Genomic DNA, 20352 nt, shown 5'->3' with positions numbered 1-20352 from the left:
TCAACGCGCACATCCACCCCGACAAGACCACGTGGGGTGGCCCGTGGGTCTCGCGCAGGCCCGCCACGGACATCGCAGGCTACTCCGAACAGGACGCCGAACTCTTCCGCAGCCAGGGCCGCAGCGTCGCGGAACGCGCCCGCGGCCTCATGTCCCATGCCGTGACCCGCGGCACCCGCGCCATGCGCGCCCACGCCGACGTGGCCCCGGCCTACGATCTCGCCTGCGTCGAAGGAGTCGCCGCGGTCCGGCAGCAACTGCGGCACGCTCTCGACGTCGAGATCGTGGCGTTTCCCCAACACGGCGTCATCCGCACCCCCGGCACTGCGGAACTGCTGGACGAGGCCGCACGCACCGGCACGATCGACATGATCGGCGGCATCGACCCGATCGGCTTCGACAACGCCCTCGACGAACAGCTCGACCTGCTCTTCGACCTCGCCGACCTGCACGCGCTGGGCATCGACATCCACCTCCACGACCGCGGCGAGGCCAGCATGGAGGCGCTGCGCGCCGTCATCGACCGCACCCGGGCCCTGTCCCTGCAGGGCAAGGTCACCGTCAGCCACGTCTTCTGCCTGCCGACCTCGAGACCCGCGAACTCGACGCGATCGCCGCCGAGCTGGGCGAGCTCGACATCTCCCTGACGACGGTGGCCCCGTCCCCTGCCCGGGTGCTGCCGACCGCCCGGCTGCGCGAACACGGCGTGCGCGTCGGCCTGGGCACCGACGGAGTACGCGACGCGTGGAGCCCTTCGGCAACGGAGACATGCTGCACCGGACGCAGCAGCTGGGCCAGGTCACCGGCGCGCGCACCGACGACGAACTGGCCCGCTGCTTCCACGTGGGAGCCCACGACGGCGCCGACGTCCTTCACCTGCCCCGCGTCGATTTCACCTCCGGATCGCCCGCCGACTTCGTTCTCGTCCACGGCGAATGCCTGCCGCAGATCGTCGTGGACACACCCCCGCCGGAGCTGGTCGTGCACGGCGGCCGGGTCGTGGCCCGCAACGGTGAACCGGCAGGCGCCGACGAGGAGCCACTCCGTGAGCAAAGGATCCGGTAAGCGAGCGATCCGGTGCTCCCGCGCCGGGCCGATCGTGCTGACGGGCCGGCCGGGAACGCTCCCGTCCCCGGTCACGCCCCGTTGCGTTTGAAGATCTTGTTGCCCAGCCAGACGATCGGGTCGTAGCGTCGGTCCGCGACGCGCTCCTTCATCGGGATCAGCGCGTTGTCGGTGATACGGATGCCCTCGGGGCACACCTCGGTGCAGCACTTCGTGATGTTGCAGTAGCCCAGCCCGTGCACGTCCTGCGCGTCGCCGACCCGGTCGGCGACGTCGAGCGGATGCATCTCCAGTTCGGCCACCCGCATCAGGAACCGCGGACCGGCGAAGGACTCCTTGTTCTCCTCGTGGTCACGGATCACGTGACAGGTGTCCTGGCACAGGAAGCACTCGATGCACTTGCGGAACTCCTGCGAACGCTCGACGTCGACCTGCTGCATCCGGTACTCGCCGGGCTCGAGCCCTTCGGGCGGGGTGAACGACGGGATCTCGCGCGCCTTCTCGTAGTTGTACGACACGTCCGGCACGAGGTCGCGGATCACGGGGAACGCGCGCATCGGCGTGACGGTGATGACCTCGTCCTCGCCGAAGATCGACATCCGGGTCATGCACAGAAGTCTCGGCCTGCCGTTGACCTCGGCCGAACACGAACCGCACTTGCCGGCCTTGCAGTTCCAGCGCACCGCCAGATCGGGCGTCTGCGTGGCCTGCAGGCGATGGATCAGGTCGAGGACGACCTCGCCCTCCTCGGCCTCGACCTCGAAGTCCTGCAGCTCGCCGGACGTCGCGTCTCCGCGCCACACGCGCAGCTTCGCGGAATATGCCATCTCACGCGGTCCTTTCCGGGTGGGCGGCGAGTTCGTCCTCGGTGTAGTACTTCTCCAATTCGGACAGTTCGAACAGCTCCAGCAGATCGCCGCGAATCGGCAGCTGCTCCTTCGCCTCGACGCCGACCCCGGGCACCGGCTGCTCATCGGTCGCCGCGCACACCAGCAACCGGTTGCGCCACTGGGCGTCCAGCTGCGGATAGTCGTCGCGGGTGTGCCCGCCCCTGCTCTCGGTACGCCGCAACGCCGCGCGCGCGACACACTCGCTGACCAGCAGCATGTTGCGCAGGTCGACGGCGAGATGCCAGCCCGGGTTGTACTGCCGGTGTCCCTCGACCGTCACGCCGCGGATACGGCTGCGGATCTCGGCGAGCTTGTCGAGAGCCTTGGTGATCTCGTCGGACGTGCGGATGATGCCGACGAGCTGGTTCATCGTCTGCTGCAGCTCGGTGTGCAGCGTGTAGGGATTCTCTTCGATCGCCCCGTCGTCCGGACCGTCGAACGGAGCCAGCGCTTGCTTCGCAGCGGCGGTGATGTCGGCGTCGGACACCGACGGCCGCGCGCCGAGCGACTCGACGTACTCCGCGGCGCCCAGACCGGCGCGGCGGCCGAACACGAGCAGGTCCGACAGCGAGTTGCCCCCGAGCCGGTTGGACCCGTGCATGCCGCCGGAACACTCGCCCGCCGCGAAGATCCCGGGCACCGTCGCGGCCGCCGTGTCCGGGTCGACCTCGATGCCGCCCATCACGTAGTGGCACGTGGGGCCGACCTCCATCGATTCGGCGGTGATGTCGACGTCGGCCAGCTCCCTGAACTGGTGATACATCGACGGCAGGCGCTTGCGGATCTCCTCGGTCGGCAGCCGGCTGGCGATGTCGAGGAACATCCCGCCGTGCGGAGACGCCCGCCCTTCCTTGACCTCGGTGTTGATCGCCCTCGCCACCTCGTCACGCGGCAGCAGGTCCGGGGTGCGCCGGTTTCCCTCCTGGTCGGAGTACCAGCGGTCGGCCTCCTCCTCGCTGTCGGCGTACTGTCCTTTGAAGACGTCCGGGATGTAGCGGAACATGAACCGCTCCCCCTCGGCGTTCTTCAGGACACCCCCGTCGCCCCGCACACCTTCGGTGACGAGGATGCCCTTCACGCTCGGCGGCCACACCATGCCGGTGGGGTGGAACTGGACGAACTCCATGTTGATCAGGCCTGCCCCGGCGCGCAGCGCGAGTGCGTGGCCGTCACCGGTGTACTCCCACGAGTTGGAGGTCACCTTGAACGACTTGCCGATGCCGCCCGTCGCGAGCACCACCGCCGGCGTCTCGAACAGCACGAACCGGCCGCTCTCGCGCCAGTACCCGAACGCTCCCGCGATACGTCCGTCCTCTTTGAGCAGTTCGGTGACGGTGCATTCGGCGAAGACCCTGAGCTTGGCCTCGTAGTCGCCGTAGTGCTGGTAGTCCTCCTGCTGCAGCGACACGATCTTCTGCTGCATGGTGCGGATCAGTTCGAGACCGGTGCGGTCCCCGACGTGCGCGAGCCGCGGATACGTGTGCCCGCCGAAGTTGCGCTGGCTGATCCTGCCGTCGTCCGTCCGGTCGAACAGTGCGCCGTAGGACTCCAGTTCCCACACCCGATCCGGGGCCTCCTTGGCGTGGAGCTCGGCCATCCGCCAGTTGTTGAGGAACTTCCCGCCGCGCATGGTGTCGCGGAAATGCACCTGCCAGTTGTCGTGCGAGTTCGCATTGCCCATCGACGCCGCGCAGCCACCCTCGGCCATCACGGTGTGCGCCTTGCCGAACAGCGACTTGCACACCACCGCGACGCTCAGACCACGCTGTCGCGCCTCGATCACGGCACGCAGACCGGCGCCGCCGGCACCGATCACCACCACGTCGTAGTTGTGCCGTTCGACCTCGGTCATGTAGTTGCCACCTTCGAGACGTGTTCAGTTGATGAAGCGCAGATCGGCGATCACTCCACTGGACACCAGCCACACGTAGAGGTCGGTGAGCACGAGCGTGCCCAGCGTCAGCCACGCGAACTGCATGTGCCGGGTGTTGAGCCTGCTGACCTGCGTCCAGGTCCAGTAGCGCACCGGGTTGCGGGAGAAGTGCTTGAGCCTGCCTCCGGTGACATGCCTGCACGAGTGGCAGGACAGCGTGTAGCACCACAACAGCACCACATTGAGCAGCAGGACCAGGTTGCCGAGCCCGATACCGAAGCCGTTCTCGCCGCCGAAGGCGAGGATCGCGTCGTAGGTGTTGATGATCGTGATCACGAACGCGGCGTAGAAGAAGTACCGGTGCACGTTCTGCAGGATCAGCGGCAGGCGCGTCTCACCGGTGTAGCGCTCGTGCGGCTCGCCGACGCCGCAGGCGGGCGGAGCCATCCAGATGGAGCGGTAGTAGGCCTTGCGGTAGTAGTAGCAGGTCAGGCGGAAGCCGAGCAGGAACGGCAGGGACAGGAACGCCAGGGGTACGAACCCCGGCAGCTCACCGATCGGCGTGCCGAAGTGGCTCGACCCCGCTACGCAGGACTCGCTGAGACACGGCGAGTAGAACGGCGTCAGGTAGTGGTTCTCGGCGTCCCAGTAGTCGGTGCGCAGGAACGAGCGGACCGTCGCGTAGATGACGAACGTCGCCAGTCCCACGCTCGTCAGCAGCGGCGGAAGCCACCAGCGGTCGGTCCGCAACGTGCGCGCAGCGATGCTCGCGCGGGCAGGGGTCGGGGTGTCGGAGGAAGGAGTGCCTGCGGGGCTTGCCACGTCGAAGGCCACCGGCCTCTCAACGCCGGTGGCCGTGGTAGCCGCCCACGCCCTCGTCGTCGGCGTCGTGCCACATCGCCGGGTCGTACGGGGTGTCGGGCACGGGCACGATCTCGCTGCGGTCGATCGGTGGGGCACCTCGGCCCTGTGCTGGCACACCGGAGGTGTCGCCCAGCTCCACGGCATCGATGTCGAGACGTTCGACGTCGTTGGCCAGCCGGTGGACGGCCGGAACCTCGCCGTAGCGCGATCGCAGGGCACCGACGCACTGTTTGAGCCGGCTGATCGTGCTGCGGAGCTCACTCATCTCTGTGGTGGACATCTGCGCACCCTCCGGAGTCGGTTCGGTCGGCGGCGCTGCCGTGTGGTGACGCACCGCCAACTCTGCCTTGTCGCTGTTCACTGTGACAAGTAGCACATCAGGCGCCTTGCCGCGTGACGGGGGTCACTCATCAGAGGCTCGTCAAGCCTGTCACCAGCACTCCTTACCTCCTGCACTGAATCGATTTTGATCCGGGCCAACGGTTCTGTATCGTGTCAGCTGCCACGGAGGACAGCGCACAACCGACCGGAGTCGCTCGTGAATCAAGTGCCACAGGACGTCCACCCCGTCGTCGCCGAGGTCACCGACCGCATCGCGGAACGCAGCCGCGAGAGCAGGGCCGCCTACCTCGCCCGGATCTCGGCCACCACGTCGGCCGCGTCCGGATCGCCGGCCAGGGCCGCCATGGGCTGCGGCAACCTCGCCCACGGCTTCGCCGCCTGCGCAGGCGACGACCGGCTGGCGATGAGCGGGCTGCGCAAACCGGGCATCGCGATCGTGTCCGCCTACAACGACCTACTGTCGGCCCACCAGCCGCTGCACGAGTTCCCCGAGTGGATCAAGGACGCGACCCGGGAGGCCGGTGGCGTCGCGCAGTTCGCCGGCGGCGTGCCCGCGATGTGCGACGGCATCACGCAGGGCCGTGCGGGCATGGAGCTGTCACTGTTCAGCCGGGACGTGATCGCGATGGCCACCGGCGTCGCGCTGTCCCACGACATGTTCGACGGCACGCTGCTGCTCGGAGTGTGCGACAAGATCGTGCCCGGGCTGCTCATCGGCGCGCTGTCGTTCGGTCACCTGCCCGCGATGCTCGTGCCCGCGGGCCCCATGGCGTCCGGCCTGCCCAACAAGGAGAAGGCGCGCATCCGCCAGCTGTACGCGGAGGGCAAGGCGACCAGAGAGGACCTCCTGGAGGCCGAGTCCGCGTCGTACCACTCGCCGGGAACCTGCACCTTCTACGGCACGGCCAACTCCAACCAGCTCGTCGTCGAGGTCATGGGCCTGCACCTGCCGGGAACCAGCTTCGTGCACCCCGGCACCCCACTGCGCAAGGCGCTCACCGAGGAGGCGGGCCGCCGCATCGTCGAGATCTCCCACGGCGAGGAGTACACCCCGCTCGGCGAGGTCGTCGACGAACGCTCCGTCGTGAACGGACTGATCGCACTGCTGGCCACGGGCGGATCGACCAACCACACGCTGCACCTCGTCGCCATCGCCGCGGCTGCGGGTATCCAGCTGACGTGGGACGACTTCGCCGAGCTGTCCGCGGTGGTGCCACTGCTGGCCAGCGTCTACCCCAACGGCAGCGCCGACATCAACCACTTCCACGCGGCGGGCGGCGTGCAGTTCCTCGTCGGCACGCTGCTCGACGCGGGCCTGCTGCACCGAGACGTGCGCACCGTCGCGGGCCACGGACTCGACCACTACCGCCGCGAACCGATCCTCGACGGCGACCGCCTCACGTGGCGTGAGGCGACGAGCCACAGCCTCGACGAATCGGTGTTGCGGCCGGTGGAGCGCCCGTTGGCCGACAACGGCGGGCTGCGCATGGTCCGGGGCAACCTCGGCAGGGCCGTCATCAAGGTGTCCGCGGTCGCCCCCGAGAACCGTGTCGTCGAGGCGCCCGCACGCGTGTTCGGCACGCAGGCCGAGTTCGACACCGCCTTCCGCGCGGGCGAACTGGACCGCGACGTCGTGGTGGTCCTGCGCAACCAGGGCCCGCACGCCAACGGCATGCCCGAACTGCACGGCCTCACGCCCGCACTCGGCGTCCTCATGGACCGCGGGTACCGCGTCGCGCTGCTCACCGACGGCCGGATGTCCGGTGCGTCGGGCAAGGTGCCCGCGGCCATCCACCTCACCCCCGAGGCCGCCGCGGGCGGACCGCTCGCGCGCGTCGCCGACGGCGACCCGGTCCGACTGGACACCGAAACCGGAACGCTGGATGTCCGGATCGACCCGGCCGAGCTCGACCTCAGGGAGCCCACCGACCTGCCCCCGGACGAGGGACAGTGGACCGGCACCGGGCGTGAGCTGTTCGCAGCGCTGCGCCGCAGCGTCGGAACCGCCGACACCGGAGCGAGCGTGTTCGGCCCGGTGACACCCGATCACTCCGGCACGACCGCGCCGGAGACCGTGGCCCGCGTGGGAGGAACATCATGACGACCAGTTCGGAACTGCTCGACCTGTCACCGGTCATGCCGGTCGTGGTGCTCGACGACGCCGAGGCCGCACCGGACGTGGCCAGGGCCTTACTGGCAGGCGGGATCGGCACCATCGAGTTGACACTGCGCACCCCCACCGCGCTGGAGGCCATCGAGAGGGTCGCCGCACAGGTGCCCGACATCGTCGTCGGCGCGGGCACGGTGACCACGCCCCAGCAGGCCAACGAGGCCGTCGACGCGGGCGCCGCGTTCCTCGTGACCCCCGGCACCACCGACTCGCTGCTCGACGCGGTCACCGCGACCGGGCTGCCGTTCCTGCCCGGCGCCGCGACGGTGTCGGAGGCCATGCGGCTGGCCGAGCGCGGCCTCGACACGCTGAAGTTCTTCCCCGCCGAGGCCAGCGGCGGCGCGGCGGCGTTGAAGGCCTTCGCGGGTCCCCTGCCTCACCTGAAGTTCTGCCCCACCGGCGGCATCAGTGTGGCCAACGCGCCGGACTACCTCGCGCTGGCCACGGTGGGCTGCGTCGGTGGCAGCTGGCTCACCCCGAAGGACGCGGTGGCGGCCCGTGACTTCGGGACGATCGAGGCATTGGCGAAGGAGTCCTCGGCCCTCGCAGGATGACGGCGGGCACCCATTAACTCGATTGGGTGACATCGACAGGGCGACGCCGTCGACGTCCGCGGCGCGTCCCGGCCGGGCGAATCCGTGCGAACACGGCCGTGCCGTGGCCTCCGTAGTGGTTCGGACCAGGTTCCCGGTCATGGTTCCCGGTCATGGTTCCCGGTCATGGTTCCCGGTCATGGTTCCCGGTCATGGTTCCCGGTCATGGTTTCCGATCACGGCCGACGATCGGGGGTAGGGGATCCCCTGTTATTACCCGGAGATCGCACCAAAACCGTCGCCGCGCGGGCGTCGCCGTGCCAACATCGGGTTCGCCTGTTCGTCCCGTAGCTCGGAGCCGCCCATGCACTCACACGTCCCGGCACCAACCTCGGCGCCGGACATGTCGAGAAGCCCCGTCTCCGGCGCACCGCCCGCAGCACCCTCCGTTGTGGACGAACACCGTGCCACGCGTGCGTCCGCACCGATCCGGTCGGACCATGTTTGAACTGCTCGACTCGATGGTCGAGTGGCTGCGTTCCGGCATCGACTCGCCGTGGCTCTGGCTGGTCCTGTTCGTCATCATCGCGGCGAACCCGCTGGTGCCGTTCCTGCCGAGCCGGTCGGCGGTCGTGGCCGTCGCCGTGCTCGTCGTCGGAGCTCCCGCCCTGTTGACCCTGCTGCTGGTGTTGACCACGGTCGCGGCGCTGGCGGGCGACTGTCTCGGCTACTGGGTCGGCAACCGGGCCGGTCCCCGCATCCGGGCCCGGCTCCAACGGAGCGGACGGGGCCGTCCCCGGCAGAAGTGGGCACACCGGGCGGCCCACCGGCACGCCGCCACGCTGATCATCGCAGGCCGGCACCTTCCCGGCGGCAGGCTCACCGGTGCGCTCGCGCCCGGGTACGTCGGCTACCCGTTGCGGCGGTTCGTGGCCCTGGACGCGCTCGGCTCCGCAATCTGGGCGCTGTACTGCGTCGCGGTCGGCTACCTCGGCGGCGCCAGCTTCGCCAACGATCCGCTGCAGGGCATCATCCTGGGATTCGCGATCGCACTGATCGTACCGGCGGCGATGGAACTCGCCCGGCGCCGGTGGGCACTGCGCCGATCGACGGTGCCCAGCCCACGCACAGCCGACGACGCCACCGGCACCGCAACGGCCACCGGCACCGCCACCGCCACCGGCACGGGCAGCGGCCGGCGATGCAACTGATGACGGGACTGCACCGGTGCGGCCGCACCGGGGACGCCCTCGCCGTCTATCGGAGCTTTCGCAACAATCTCATCGACTCGCTGGGCATCGACCCGTCCCGTGACATGCAGCAGTTGCACCAGTCGATCCTCACGTCCGAACCGGCCGTTCCCGCGGCCACTCCCGCCGCGCCCCCTGCCCCGCGACTCCGCACGTCGACGCGGGCACTGCAACACGAACCGAGCGATTTCGTCGGCCGGGACGGTGAGCTCGCGATGGCCTTCGGCGTACTCGCAGAGTCGGCCGACCAGGACGGCCCGACCACGGCGTGCATGATCAATGGCCCGAGCGGCGCGGGGAAGACCACGCTCGCGCTGCGAGCCGGTCGCATGCTGCGGAGTCGGTTCCCCGATCATCAGCTGCTGGTACAGCTCGGCGGCAAGTCCACCGGTCCGCCCGTCCCGATGGAGGCGCTCGGTTCGGCTCTGGGCAAGTTGGGCCTGCCCTCCGGCGAGCATCCGGACACGCTCCAGCGCAGGATCGACGTGTACCAGAGCATGCTGGCGGGCACCCGCACCCTCGTCGTGCTCGATGATGCCGCGGACGAACAGCAGGTGCGGTCGCTCGACCCCGGGGCACCGGGCTGCGGCATGCTCGTCACCAGCCGCTGCGCTCTGCCCACTTTGGAGGGAACGACACGGATCCCGCTGGACGCGTTCTCTCCGGGCGAGTCCGTCGAGCTGCTCGAGAAGATCGCCGGCGCGAGTCGGGTCGCGGCCGAGTACGACGCTGCGCTGCGGATCGCCGAGCTGTGTGGCCGCCTACCCGTGGCGATCCGCATCTGCGGTGCCATCCTCGCCGCGCGGCAGCACTGGACCCTCGCGCAGCTCGCCGACCGGCTCGCCGACCCGGCGCGCAGGATCGCCGAACTGCGGATCGGCGACCTCGACATCCGGAGTTTCCTCGCCCCTGCCCACGACCGGCTGCCCGCCCGTGGCAGGCGGGCACTGGACACCCTGGCGACTCTCGGCACCCGGTCGTTCACCTGCGCGACCGCCGCCGGCCTGCTCGACGAGCCGGTGGCGACCACGCTCGACCTCATCGACGAGCTCGTCGCCGCGCACCTGCTCGTCGTCGACCCCGCGGCTCCCGGTCATTACCGGCTTCCCGAGCTGGTCGTCGCGCTCGCCGCCGGTGAGTCGCCCCTTCGGCAACCCTGCTAGGCGGTTCCGCCGAGCTCCGTCCTCACCCGACGGCGTTCGACGTCGCGGCCGGTGCCGACGTGTCGGTGGTGCTGCCGTGCCGCTCACCGCGGAGCAGGCTCAGCGCCACCGCCGTGAGCACGAAAACGATTCCGAAGACGAGGTAGAGGTGCTGCGGTGTCCACCCCGCGTCGAGGAGGGTGCCCGCGATCGTGGGCGACAGGATGGCCCCGATCCTGCCGATGCTGATCGCCGTTCCGACTCCGGTGGCACGCACGTCACTGCCGTAGACGCTGGGCGTCAGGGCGTAGAGACCGGCGACGCAGCCGTTGACGAACAGTCCGATCAACGCGCCGCCCGCGAACGCGGCGGCGAGGGAGCCGAGTGCGAGCAGGAACAGCGCGAGCATGGCGGCCGTGGTGACGAGGTAGACGATCAGCACGTTGCGCAACGGCCAACGAGCGGCCAGCGCACCCAGCGCGGCGGCCCCGAAGATACCGCCGAGGTTGAGCAGGGTACCTCCGGTCAGGCCCTCGGTCGCCGACATTCCCGCCTCCACGAGCAGAGTCGGTGTCCAGCTGGTAACGAAGTAGAACCCCGCCATGACAAGGAAGAACGACGTCCACAGGATCAACGTGCCGCGCCGCAGCCCTGGCCCGAGCAGCGTCCGGAATCCCGCGGACACCCCGGTCCTCCTCTCCTCGCCGGAGATCGGAGGCAGCTCGGCCAGCGGCGCGCGCCGGAAGCGGCGAGCGACGCGGTTGGCCTTCTCCAATGCCCGGTTCGGGCGACGAGTGAGCAGAAAGTCGAGCGATTCGGGCATGCCGATGAGCACGATCGGGATGGCCGCCAGGGTCGAGACGCCGCCGAAGAGAAAGACGGACCGCCAGCCGAACGCGCCGATCAACACGACGGCGATCACCCCGCCCAGTGTGGCGCCGAGCGCATAGCCGGTGGAGTTGAGGCTCACCGCGAGACCACGCCAGCGGCGCGAGGCGTATTCGGCGGCGATGGTGTTACTGCAGGCGAGGATCCCGCCGATACCGAGTCCGGTCAGCACCCGCAGCAGGCCGAGCGCGAGCGCCGAGCCGCTCATCGAGGCGAGCAACATGCCGGCGCTGGCGATTCCCAAAGACATCAGGATCACCGGTCGCCTGCCGAATCGGTCGGCGAAGGGCGCCAGCAACAACGACCCGGCGGCCATACCGACCAGGCCCGCGGAGAGCAGCAGGCCGAGCTGGGCACCGTTGAGCCCGAACTCGGCGGACACGGAATCGCCGGTGAAGGCCATGACGAGTACGTCGAAGCCGTCGAGCATGTTGAGGAGAACGCAGACGGCGATGGCGACCCATTGCGAACCGTGCATGGGGCCTTCGTCGAGCTCGGCCCGGAGATCGTGGGACATCGTTGTCCTTTCGGTGCGGTGAACGTCGGCTGCGGTGAACGTCAGGCGAGGTGCATGCGCAGCGGTAGCGATTCCCACGACCGCAGCGTGTTGTTGAGGTGCCTGCGCGGAGGCGCGGCGGGTTCGAGGTGCTCGACGCGCCGTGCGAGCGCGGTCAGCAACGCTTCGGCCTCGAGCCGGGCCACGTGCTGGCCGACGCATTGGTGAACACCCATGCCGAACCCGACGTGGCCGGAGGGATCGCGGCTCAGGTCGAACCGGTCGGCGTCGGCGCCCCAGCGCTCTTCGTCGCGGTTGGCCGCGCCGAGGAACATGAGGATCTTGTGCCCCTCGGGGACGGTCCGGCCGCCGATCTCGATGTCCCGGGTGGCGGTGCGGAAGAAGACCTGGACCGGAGATTCCCATCGGACGGCTTCGTCGAAGGCGATCCGGGCCGCTGCGGCGGGACCGGCCCGGAGCCGGGCCCACTGGTCGGGATGGGTGGCGAAAGCGTGCAGTACCGCCGAGAGCCCGTGCACGGTGGTGTCGACCCCCGCCGACAGCAGGGAACGCACGATCAGCGGCGCCTGTTCGAACAGGATGTCACCGCGGTCGGCGGCGGCCCAGATGTCGGCGCCGAAACCACCGGGTTCGAGCACCTCGCGCCGGCACTGCGCGCTGGTCCACTCCGAGAGCTCGCCCGCGCGCGGCTCGCCGGCTTCGACGAGGTGGTTGCGCGGCCCGAAGGCGTTGAACAGGTGGTCGCCGTAGGGAAGCAGGTTCTCGCGCCCCTGCTTCGGTATCCCGACGGCGTCGGGGAACACTCGCAACGGAAAGGATTCGGTGAGCTCCCGAACACCGTCGAGCTCGAGGACGCCGGTCCTGTCACCGAGCACCTCGTCGACGAGAGTCTCGGCGTCGGCGAACCACTTGTCCCGCAGCCTGCGAAGCGCCCGCGGCGACAGGATCTTCTGCAGCACCCGCCGTGGAGCGTCGTGGTGTGGCGGATCGGTTTCGAGGAGCAGGCTGGGCGGCCGCCACGGCTGCTCCGTGCGGAAGTTCGCCAGTCCGACCCCGGCGCCGGACTGGAAACCCTGCCAGTCGACGAGGGCGGCATGCACCTGCTCGTAGCGGGCGAACGCGAGAATGTCGTAAGTACTCAGCGCCACTACCGGGCCTGCGGCCCGCAACTCCCGTTGCAGCGGGATCGGATCGGCGAGAACCTCGTCGCAGAACGGGTCGGTCTCGATCGTCGGCGCGTGGCCGAGCGTGGGCGTACTCATGGGTGTCACTCCATTGTGGATGTACTGGTGCGGTGTTGCCGGAGCAGTGCGGTGTTGTCGACGCAGCGCGGTGATGCCGGAGCCGCGCCGTCGGAATCGCGCGGTGTTGCCGGAACGGTGCGGTGTCTGCGGTGTCGCCGGTGCGGAGCGGCGCTGTCAGAGGTCGAGAACGAGCCCGTCGCCGGTGGCCGCGCGGGACACGCACGGGAGCATGCAGTCTCCCGCCTGCCGATCGTCGTCGTCGAGCACGGAGTCGCGATGGTCCGGACGGCCCTCGAGCACGGTCGTCTCGCAGGTGCCGCACGTACCCTGCCGGCAGGACGACAGCACGTCGGCACCCGCCGCCGTGATCGCCTCCAGCGTTGTCTCGTGGCGGCCGACGACGATCGTGCGGCCGGAGCGCGCGAACGTCAGCTCGAACGAGGTGTCACCACCGCCCCCGGCACGCTCACGAGCCACGAACCGTTCGGTTCGCACCGACCGTGCGGGCCAGTCGATGGCCGCGGCGTCCAGCGCGTCGAGGAGCGGAGCGGGACCGCAGGCGTAGATCCTGGTGTCCTCGCGCGGCCGTCCCAGGAAGCCGGGCAGGTCCAGCAGCCCGGTTTCGTCCTGCGGCTCGACCCGGACCCGTTCGCCGTGGCGGCCCAGTTCGTCGAGGAATGCCATCGAGTTCCGGGTCCGGCCGCCGTAGAGCAGGTTCCAATCGGCACCGATCAGATCGGCCTGCGCGATCATCGGAAGCAGCGGGGTGATGCCGATTCCGCCCGCAACGAACAGGTACCGCGGTGCGGGAACGAGCGCGAAGTTGTTGCGCGGACCGCCGATTCCGACCAGGTCGCCCTCGCGGAGCGAGTCGTGGACGTAGGCCGATCCACCGCGGCTGGACGGTTCGCGCAACACGGCCACCCGGTAGGAGTGTGCGTCCCACCGGTCGCCGCACAACGAGTACTGGCGGGTGGTCCCGCCGGGCAGCACGAGGTCGATGTGCGCACCCGGTGCCCAGTCCGGCAGGCGTCCGCCCGCCGAATCGGTGAGGACGATCCCCACGACACCGTCGGCTTCGCGGCGGATCCGCGCTACCCGTGCGGTACCCGCACTCGCCTGTTCGGCCACAGGACCGTTGTGTTGGATCGGAGCGACATTGCTCACCGGCCACCTCCCGATGGGACGAATCCGAGACGGACGCGAGCAAGGATGTGAGCCGGTGTGGCCGCCGCAGAAGGGCCCTCTCAATGATTGGAAGTACCGAGGGCACGTGACAGCGCCCGTGCGGCCGTGCGCAGCACCGGGACCAGCGCGAACGCATCCGTCGACCGCGGCACGATGACTGAGAGGGCGGCGACGACGGCGTCCTCGCTCCCCCGGATCGGTACGGCGACGCTGGTGGCGTCGACGTGGATGTGGCCTTCGGAGATGACGTACCCGGATCGGCGTGCCGCGGCGAGAGCCTGGCGCAAGGTGTCGGCGTCGCCGATCGTGTGCTCGGTGTAGCGGTGCAGCGGGCGGTCGAGGATCCGCTGCCGGAACTCGGGGGACGAATGCGCAGCCAGCAGCACCCCGGACGAGGACGCGTGCGGTGGCAACCGGCCCGCGATCTCGGTGAAGTTGATGATCGCGCCCGGAGCCGACAGGCGCTCGACGCACAGCACCTCGTCGCGGTCGAGCACGCTCAGCTGGACGTGGTGACCGACCGCGTGATGCACGTCCTCGAGGAACGGCATCGCCGCTTCCCGCAACGACAGCGCGGGCGAAGCCCGGTGGGCGAGTTCCCACAGCCGCATGCCGATCCGGACGCGGCCGCTGGAATCGCGCACGAGGAAACCGTGCCCGACGAGCTCGGCGACGAGCCGAGACGTCGTCGGCACCGGCAGCTCCGTCGCGCGGGCGATCTCGGTGACCGTCAGCGACCGGCGGTCCGCGGTGAAGACTTCGATGATCCGCACCACGCGGGTGAGGACGGATTCCCCCGTGGCGACCCTGGGCATGTTCGGCAGTGTGCCTGACGAATGCGCTCGTCGGCGAACGCCGCACGGCCCCTGGTCCGCGCGCCGGGGCCGGGGTCTCTCCGGCCTCGTGTCGTCGCCGCTGCCGTCACGGGCGCAGGCGGACTTGCCACCGCATGACCCGGAGGCGCCCTACCCGAGTTGGAGGGCGAGGTACAGGTCGACGCGGTCCGCGAAGCGCGCCAGGTCCTTACCGGTGATCTCCTCGATCCGGCGAATGCGATACCGCAGCGTGTTGACGTGGACGTGCAGTTCGGCAGCCGCTTTCGCCCAGGAACCCGAGGCCTCCAGGAACAGCCACAGGGTATGCACGAGGTCCGACTGGTGCCGCGCATCGTAGGCACGTAGGTCCCGCAGCAGCCGCTCGTGGAAGGAGCTGCTCAACTCGTCGGGCAGCGCTGCGAGCAGCAGTGCGTGCGAGGACACCTCGTCGCCGGCGACCACCCGGACACCGCTGCCGGAGCCGGACTCGCGCGCGAGCCGGTGCTCGGCGAGCAGACGGGCGTGGCGGGCTTCCTCGATCGTCGAACGAAGCCGATCGACCGGCGCCGCGCCACTCACCCCGAGCGTCAGGCGCCGCTGACCGAGTGCCGGTTCGAGGGCGGCGAGCTTCGCCCGCAGCACGTCGCGAATTTTCTCCTGCGCAGCCGAGCCGGTGGCCAGCACCGCTACCGTGTCCGCGTCCGCAGAGCCGATCAGCGCCGTGGGCGCCAGCTCGTCGCCGATCTCGGCCAGCAGTGCGGCGGTCAGCCCCGCGTCCTCGCCTGCCTGACAGGCAAGCACCCGCACCGGCACCGCGGGGTCGTGCCCGAGAGTCCCGAGACGAGAAGCGATCTCGGCAGGCGGCGCCGAGGTGTCGAGCACTGTCCGCAGGAACATGTCGGTTCCCTGGCGGGCGACCCGGCGCCCTTCGTCCAGCCGGGCGCGGAGCAACGCGACGGCGGTCCCGAGCTCGCCCACCACCGCCTCCTGACCGGCGGAGAATCCACGATGGTCGGCACCGAGCACGACGAACCACTGCGCGGCTCTGCTGCCAGTGTCCGGACCGGCCGCCGTGACCGAGTAGGTGGTGACCCGATCGCCGGAGGTGAAGCTCGCGGGCAGTCGTTCGGTCCGGACGAAGCGGCGCACTGCGGCGCGCCGAGCGGGCTCGGGCAGGTCGTCGGCGTCCTGTCCTGCCGGGCTCGCGGCCGCGATGCTCCGGCCGGTCGTGGACAGTACCCAGCATCCGATACCCAGCTCGGCAGCCGCCGAGCGCAGTACGTCCCCGAGATCCGCTCCCTCGGCGACGTCCGCGACGAGGCGCCGCGATCGTTCGAACATGCCCGTGCGTTCGGCGGTCACACCGAGCACCACCCGGTCGGAGATCTCGGCGAAGCTGACGTCCAGCGGGACCTCGATCAGGGGAAGGTCGTGTCGCCCGCAGGCCTCGATCAGGTCGGGCGGAGCGGCCCCGAGCCGAGCCGTTCCGGAGATCAGACCGGCCACCCCGGCATCGACGAGCCCGGCGACGAAGGTTTCCGAGTCGGACGCCGACTCGTGCCACATCAGCCCGGTCAGCACGACCTCCCCACCGGAAAGGTAGCGCCGGGGGTCGCGCAGATCGGTCGTGTACACCCAGCGAACGACACGGTCCAGCCCGGCGGCTCCCGTCAGCAACTCCAGCCGCAGATCAGGGTCGTCGAGCAGAGTGCGAAGCAGCATCGTGCACCTCCTGGGCAGGTCACGGGGCCTGCGCTTGTAGGAATCTACGATACCCGAGCCGTTGGCCACCGATGTTTTCGTCGGATCGACCGCTATCGCGGCGCCTCGTGTCGGCTGTGTACTGGGTCACAGCAATCCGAACACTAGGAGGCGCAGGACGTGGACTTTCTCCGCGCCGCATCACTGGACGATGCGCTGGCCACGAAGGCACAGCGGCCCGACATCGCACCCATCGCAGGCGGCACCGACCTCATGGTGGCGATCAACTTCGACCATATCCGCCCGAGCGGACTGCTCGACCTGACCTCGGTCCCCGAACTGGCCGACTGGTCCGAATCGGGCGGCGTGATCCGCATCGGAGCCGGGGTGCCGTACGCACGCATCATCAGCGAACTCGGCGAACACCTGCCGGGCCTGGCGATGGCCTCGCGCACGGTCGCGTCGCCCCAGATCCGCAACCGCGGCACGGTCGGCGGCAACCTCGCCACCGCCTCCCCGTCCGGCGACGCGCACCCGGCCCTGCTGGCCTGTGCCGCAGAAGTCGAGCTGGCCTCGGTCCGCGGCACCAGGCGGCTGCCGGTCGCCGAGTTCTTCACCGGCGTCAAGCGCTCCGCGGCCGAACCGGACGAGCTGATCACCGCGGTGCATCTCGCGCGTGCCACCGGCCCGCAACAGTTCGCCAAGGTCGGCACCCGCAACGCGATGGTGATCTCGGTCTGTGCGTTCTCCGTGGCGCTGCACCCGGATCGCGCCGAGGTCGGCACCGGGCTCGGCTCCGCGGCACCGACCCCGCGCAGGGCCGTCGAGGCCGAGGAGTTCCTGGCCGGAGAGCTCACCTCGCGCGGGATGTGGACCGACCCGCGACCGTTGCCGGAGACGGTGGTCACGAGGTTCGGGGAGCTGGTCGCGGCCGCGGCCGCACCGATCGACGACGTACGGGGCACGGCGTCCTATCGCAGGCACGCACTCGGCGTCCTCGCGCGGCGAACGGTCGGCTGGACATGGGACGAGTACTCGACCGGGAGGCAAACATGCGCCTGAACCTGACCGTGAACGGCAGGCCACACCAGGCCGACGAGGCGTGGGAAGGGGAAAGTTTGCTTCACGTACTGCGTGAGCGGCTCGGCCTTCCCGGTTCGAAGAACGCGTGCGAGCAGGGCGAGTGCGGTTCGTGCACCGTGTATCTGGACGACGTCCCGGTGTGCTCGTGCATGGTCGCCGCCGGACAGGCGCAGGGGCGTGCGGTCCGTACGGTCGAGGGACTGGCCGACGGCGACCGGCTCGACGCCGTCCAGCAGTCCTTTGTGGATTCCGGTGCCGTGCAATGTGGCTTCTGCACCCCCGGCCTGCTCGTCCAGGCACACGACCTCATCGAACGTAACCCGGAGCCGACCGACGCGGAGATTCGCGAATCACTGGCTGGCAACCTCTGCCGCTGCACCGGCTACGAGAAGATCATGGATGCGGTCCGGCTCGCCGCACAGCGGAAGGCGGTGTCATGAGCGCTCACGTCAATGCCCCGAGCAGGGCCCCTCAGGACCTCAGCGAGTCGATCACGGGCGGGGTCGGCGAGTCCCCGTCCCGCCCGGACGGAAACCTGAAGGTACGCGGCGACTACGCCTACTCGTCGGACCTCTGGGCCGAGGACATGCTGTGGGGCGCGACCCTGCGCAGCCCGCACCCGTACGCGCGCATCGCCGGTATCGACGTCGGGCAGGCGCTCGCCTATCCCGGTGTGTACGCGGTGCTCACCCACGAGGACGTGCCCGGCGACAACCGCTACGGCCTCAAAATCGTCGACCAGCCGGTGCTCGCCGAGGACGTCGTGCGGTTCCGGGGCGAGGCCGTCGCACTGGTGGCCGCCGACCACCCGGAGACCGCGCGCCGGGCGGTGGAGCTGATAGCGGTCGACTACGAGGTGCTGGATCCGGTCACCGATCCGAAACGCGCCGCCCACGACGGGACGCTGCCGAAACTGCACCCGGAATCGGGACGGGAGAACAACCTGGTCCGTTACCAGCCGGTCGTCCGCGGCCGGCAGGACGTGAGCGCGGATGTCGTCGTGTCCGGCACCTACACGCTCGGCATGCAGGATCAGGCGTTCCTCGGGCCGGAATCGGGCTTGGCGATCCCGGCCGAGGACGGCGGGGTCGAGCTGTATCTCTCCACCCAGGACCTGCACTCGGACCGGAAACAGACCGCACGGGCCCTCGGCCTCCCTCCGGACAAGGTGCGGCTGACCATGTCCGGAGTCGGTGGCGCCTTCGGCGGGCGGGAGGACCTGTCCATCCAGGCCCACGTGTGCATGCTGGCGATGCACACCGGCAAACCGGTGAAGATGATGTACGACCGGGAGGAGTCGTTCTACGGTCATGTGCACCGGCATCCGGCCGAGATGTACTTCGAGCACGGAGCCACCCGCGAGGGCAAGCTGGTCTACCTCAAGGCCCGGATGTACTTCGACGGCGGCGCCTACGCGTCCAAGACCCCGGTCGTCGTCGGTAACGCCACGACCCTGGGAACCGGCCCGTACGAGGTCCCCAATGTGGACATCGCGGGATGGGGCGTATACACGAACAATCCACCGTGCGGGGCCATGCGCGGGCTCGGCGCTGTCCAGCCTGCGTTCGCCTACGAGGCGCAGATGGACAAGCTGGCCAGTGCCCTCGACATGGACCCGGTGGAGTTGCGGCAACGCAACGCGGTCGACCAGGGATCCGTTCTGCACACCGGGCAGAAGCTGGACTACCCGGCGCCGGTCGGCGAGCTGATCGAGCGAGCCCGGAATTTGCCGATGCCACCGGAACGGGACCCGGCAGCCGAACCGGATATTCGTGACCTGCCCGGTGGTGCGGCCAACACCACGCACGGCGAGGACGTCGCACGCGGGGTCGGTTATGCCGCGATCATCAAGAACGTGTCCTATGCGGAGGGGGCCGACGACTACTCGACCGCGCGGGTGAGCCTGCAGGCGGTCGGCGGCGAAGCGGTCGCGATGGTGCACACCGCTGCCGCAGAGGTCGGGCAGGGTCTGGTCACCGTGCAGCAGCAGATCGCGCGGACCGAACTCGGGGTCGAGCGGGTGAACATCCACCCGAACGACACCAGTGTCGGCGATTCCGGGTCGAGCTCGGCGTCCCGGCAGACCTATATCACCGGTGGCGCGGTCAAGACCGCGTGCGAAGCCGTCCGGGAGACGCTGTTCGAGCGAGCTACCGCCAGGCTCGGTCACGCCGTACCGGATCTCACGATCGTCGACGGAAAGCTCGTCTCCGACTCGCACGGCGTACTGGCCGACGTGGTCGACATCCTCGGCGACGAGGTCATCGAGTGCACGAGGGAGTATCACCACCGGCCGACCTACCCGCTCGACCCCGAGACCGGGCAGAGCGAACTGGTACACGTGCAACACGCCTTCTCCGTGCACCGCGCCGTGGTCGACGTGGACACGCAACTCGGCCTGGTCAAGGTCGTGGCGTTGGACTGCGTGCAGGATGTCGGCAAGTCGGTCAACCCGGATGCGATCGTGGGCCAGATCCAGGGTGGTGCGGTCCAGGGCATGGGGTTGGCCGTGATGGAAGAGATCCAGGTTTCCGACGGCCTCATCCGCAATCCGTCGTTCACCGACTACCTCATCCCGACCATTCTCGACACCCCGCCGATGAAGGTCGACATCATCGAACGCGGGGATCCGCACGCCCCGTACGGCGTACGCGGTGTCGGTGAACCGCCGACCATCTCCGCGGGGCCCGCTGTACTCGCCGCCATCAGGGCGGCCACCGGCCTCGACCTGACTCACGCCCCGGCCGGCCCGGAACACATCACCGGAACGGCGCACTGAACCGGCAC

18 protein-coding genes are annotated in these 20352 nt (G+C 69.6%); 9 read left to right on the top strand and 9 right to left on the bottom strand.

Annotated elements, in window-relative coordinates; genetic code table 11:
- Positions 1 to 647 (top strand): amidohydrolase family protein (locus tag LY41_RS10730; RefSeq protein ID WP_504966399.1); only part of this gene is annotated, 647 nt, incomplete at its 5' end.
- Positions 648 to 768: 121 nt separating this feature from the next.
- Entirely contained in the window at positions 769 to 1065 is a 297-nt protein-coding gene (locus tag LY41_RS10725; protein WP_253863722.1) for an amidohydrolase family protein, read from the top strand.
- A 71-nt stretch (positions 1066 to 1136) separates the two neighbouring features.
- Here LY41_RS10725 and LY41_RS10720 read toward each other — a convergent pair whose 3' ends face one another.
- The 4 genes from LY41_RS10720 to LY41_RS10705 all read right to left on the bottom strand — a co-directional run bounded on the left by LY41_RS10720 (position 1137) and on the right by LY41_RS10705 (position 4972).
- Positions 1137 to 1892: a succinate dehydrogenase/fumarate reductase iron-sulfur subunit gene (locus LY41_RS10720; protein ID WP_253863721.1), complete on the bottom strand. Its 756-nt coding sequence runs from the start codon at positions 1890 to 1892 to the stop codon at positions 1137 to 1139.
- A gap of 1 nt (position 1893) precedes the next feature.
- Complete coding sequence (locus LY41_RS10715) at positions 1894 to 3807, bottom strand: fumarate reductase/succinate dehydrogenase flavoprotein subunit (protein ID WP_253863720.1); 1914 nt, start codon at positions 3805 to 3807, stop codon at positions 1894 to 1896.
- A 24-nt stretch (positions 3808 to 3831) separates the two neighbouring features.
- Positions 3832 to 4593 carry a succinate dehydrogenase subunit SdhC gene (gene sdhC, locus LY41_RS10710; RefSeq protein ID WP_253864083.1) on the bottom strand — a complete coding sequence of 254 codons (762 nt, stop codon included), beginning with the start codon at positions 4591 to 4593 and terminating at the stop codon, positions 3832 to 3834.
- A 76-nt stretch (positions 4594 to 4669) separates the two neighbouring features.
- Complete coding sequence (locus LY41_RS10705) at positions 4670 to 4972, bottom strand: Rv0250c family protein (RefSeq protein ID WP_253863719.1); 303 nt, start codon at positions 4970 to 4972, stop codon at positions 4670 to 4672.
- A gap of 267 nt (positions 4973 to 5239) precedes the next feature.
- Between LY41_RS10705 and edd the strand changes: the two genes are divergently transcribed.
- The 4 genes from edd to LY41_RS10685 all read left to right on the top strand — a co-directional run bounded on the left by edd (position 5240) and on the right by LY41_RS10685 (position 10150).
- On the top strand, positions 5240 to 7135 hold the full coding sequence (gene edd, locus LY41_RS10700) for a phosphogluconate dehydratase (RefSeq protein WP_372493227.1): 1896 nt from the start codon (positions 5240 to 5242) through the stop codon (positions 7133 to 7135).
- On the top strand, positions 7132 to 7758 hold the full coding sequence (eda, locus tag LY41_RS10695; RefSeq protein ID WP_253863717.1) for a bifunctional 4-hydroxy-2-oxoglutarate aldolase/2-dehydro-3-deoxy-phosphogluconate aldolase: 627 nt from the start codon (positions 7132 to 7134) through the stop codon (positions 7756 to 7758). The genes edd and eda overlap by 4 nt, the downstream gene beginning before the upstream one ends.
- A 479-nt stretch (positions 7759 to 8237) precedes the next feature.
- A complete protein-coding gene (locus LY41_RS10690; protein WP_253863716.1) occupies positions 8238 to 8948 on the top strand; it encodes a DedA family protein in 711 nt (236 codons plus the stop codon).
- The gene (locus tag LY41_RS10685; RefSeq protein WP_253863715.1) at positions 8948 to 10150 is read left to right on the top strand and encodes a BTAD domain-containing putative transcriptional regulator; all 1203 of its coding nucleotides are present in this window, start codon (positions 8948 to 8950) and stop codon (positions 10148 to 10150) included. The genes LY41_RS10690 and LY41_RS10685 overlap by 1 nt, the downstream gene beginning before the upstream one ends.
- Before the next feature lie 22 nt (positions 10151 to 10172).
- On the opposite strand, the gene LY41_RS10680 is transcribed toward LY41_RS10685, so the two are convergent.
- The 5 genes from LY41_RS10680 to LY41_RS10660 all read right to left on the bottom strand — a co-directional run bounded on the left by LY41_RS10680 (position 10173) and on the right by LY41_RS10660 (position 16503).
- The gene (locus LY41_RS10680) at positions 10173 to 11534 is read right to left on the bottom strand and encodes an MFS transporter (RefSeq protein ID WP_253863714.1); all 1362 of its coding nucleotides are present in this window, start codon (positions 11532 to 11534) and stop codon (positions 10173 to 10175) included.
- Between the two features lie 41 nt (positions 11535 to 11575).
- Complete coding sequence (locus LY41_RS10675) at positions 11576 to 12796, bottom strand: cytochrome P450 (protein ID WP_253863713.1); 1221 nt, start codon at positions 12794 to 12796, stop codon at positions 11576 to 11578.
- 156 nt (positions 12797 to 12952) lie between these two features.
- A complete protein-coding gene (locus LY41_RS10670) occupies positions 12953 to 13945 on the bottom strand; it encodes a PDR/VanB family oxidoreductase (RefSeq protein WP_443678872.1) in 993 nt (330 codons plus the stop codon).
- 80 nt (positions 13946 to 14025) lie between these two features.
- On the bottom strand, positions 14026 to 14781 hold the full coding sequence (locus tag LY41_RS10665; protein WP_253863712.1) for an IclR family transcriptional regulator: 756 nt from the start codon (positions 14779 to 14781) through the stop codon (positions 14026 to 14028).
- Positions 14782 to 14931: 150 nt separating this feature from the next.
- A complete protein-coding gene (locus tag LY41_RS10660; RefSeq protein ID WP_253863711.1) occupies positions 14932 to 16503 on the bottom strand; it encodes a PucR family transcriptional regulator in 1572 nt (523 codons plus the stop codon).
- Positions 16504 to 16662: 159 nt separating this feature from the next.
- Here LY41_RS10660 and LY41_RS10655 point away from each other — a divergent pair, with 159 nt between their 5' ends.
- Genes LY41_RS10655 through LY41_RS10645 form a run of 3 tightly spaced genes read left to right on the top strand, consistent with a single transcriptional unit; the run spans position 16663 to position 20344 of the window.
- Positions 16663 to 17544, top strand: coding sequence for an FAD binding domain-containing protein (locus tag LY41_RS10655; protein ID WP_253863710.1), 882 nt, complete (start codon positions 16663 to 16665; stop codon positions 17542 to 17544).
- Positions 17535 to 18005, top strand: coding sequence for a (2Fe-2S)-binding protein (locus LY41_RS10650; RefSeq protein WP_253863709.1), 471 nt, complete (start codon positions 17535 to 17537; stop codon positions 18003 to 18005). The genes LY41_RS10655 and LY41_RS10650 overlap by 10 nt, the downstream gene beginning before the upstream one ends.
- The gene (locus tag LY41_RS10645; protein ID WP_253863708.1) at positions 18002 to 20344 is read left to right on the top strand and encodes a xanthine dehydrogenase family protein molybdopterin-binding subunit; all 2343 of its coding nucleotides are present in this window, start codon (positions 18002 to 18004) and stop codon (positions 20342 to 20344) included. The genes LY41_RS10650 and LY41_RS10645 overlap by 4 nt, the downstream gene beginning before the upstream one ends.
- The last annotated feature ends 8 nt before the right edge of the window (positions 20345 to 20352 follow it).

It is taken from the genome of Prauserella halophila (genome assembly GCF_024171895.1).
Taxonomy (GTDB): Bacteria; Actinomycetota; Actinomycetes; order Mycobacteriales; family Pseudonocardiaceae; genus Prauserella; species Prauserella halophila.
The sequence above is the reverse complement of the archived record's forward strand: the minus strand, read 5'-3'. Positions and strand labels throughout refer to the sequence as shown.

Excerpts from the sequence above, each read along its gene's own strand:
- LY41_RS10725 (WP_253863722.1), top strand. The coding sequence starts at position 769 with ATGCTGCACCGGACGCAGCAGCTGGGCCAGGTCACCGGCGCGCGCACC.
- LY41_RS10720 (WP_253863721.1), bottom strand. The coding sequence starts at position 1,892 with ATGGCATATTCCGCGAAGCTGCGCGTGTGGCGCGGAGACGCGACGTCC.
- LY41_RS10715 (WP_253863720.1), bottom strand. The coding sequence starts at position 3,807 with ATGACCGAGGTCGAACGGCACAACTACGACGTGGTGGTGATCGGTGCC.
- LY41_RS10705 (WP_253863719.1), bottom strand. The coding sequence starts at position 4,972 with ATGTCCACCACAGAGATGAGTGAGCTCCGCAGCACGATCAGCCGGCTC.
- eda (WP_253863717.1), top strand. The coding sequence starts at position 7,132 with ATGACGACCAGTTCGGAACTGCTCGACCTGTCACCGGTCATGCCGGTC.
- LY41_RS10690 (WP_253863716.1), top strand. The coding sequence starts at position 8,238 with ATGTTTGAACTGCTCGACTCGATGGTCGAGTGGCTGCGTTCCGGCATC.
- LY41_RS10685 (WP_253863715.1), top strand. The coding sequence starts at position 8,948 with ATGACGGGACTGCACCGGTGCGGCCGCACCGGGGACGCCCTCGCCGTC.
- LY41_RS10680 (WP_253863714.1), bottom strand. The coding sequence starts at position 11,534 with ATGTCCCACGATCTCCGGGCCGAGCTCGACGAAGGCCCCATGCACGGT.
- LY41_RS10675 (WP_253863713.1), bottom strand. The coding sequence starts at position 12,796 with ATGAGTACGCCCACGCTCGGCCACGCGCCGACGATCGAGACCGACCCG.
- LY41_RS10665 (WP_253863712.1), bottom strand. The coding sequence starts at position 14,781 with ATGCCCAGGGTCGCCACGGGGGAATCCGTCCTCACCCGCGTGGTGCGG.
- LY41_RS10660 (WP_253863711.1), bottom strand. The coding sequence starts at position 16,503 with ATGCTGCTTCGCACTCTGCTCGACGACCCTGATCTGCGGCTGGAGTTG.
- LY41_RS10650 (WP_253863709.1), top strand. The coding sequence starts at position 17,535 with ATGCGCCTGAACCTGACCGTGAACGGCAGGCCACACCAGGCCGACGAG.
- LY41_RS10645 (WP_253863708.1), top strand. The coding sequence starts at position 18,002 with ATGAGCGCTCACGTCAATGCCCCGAGCAGGGCCCCTCAGGACCTCAGC.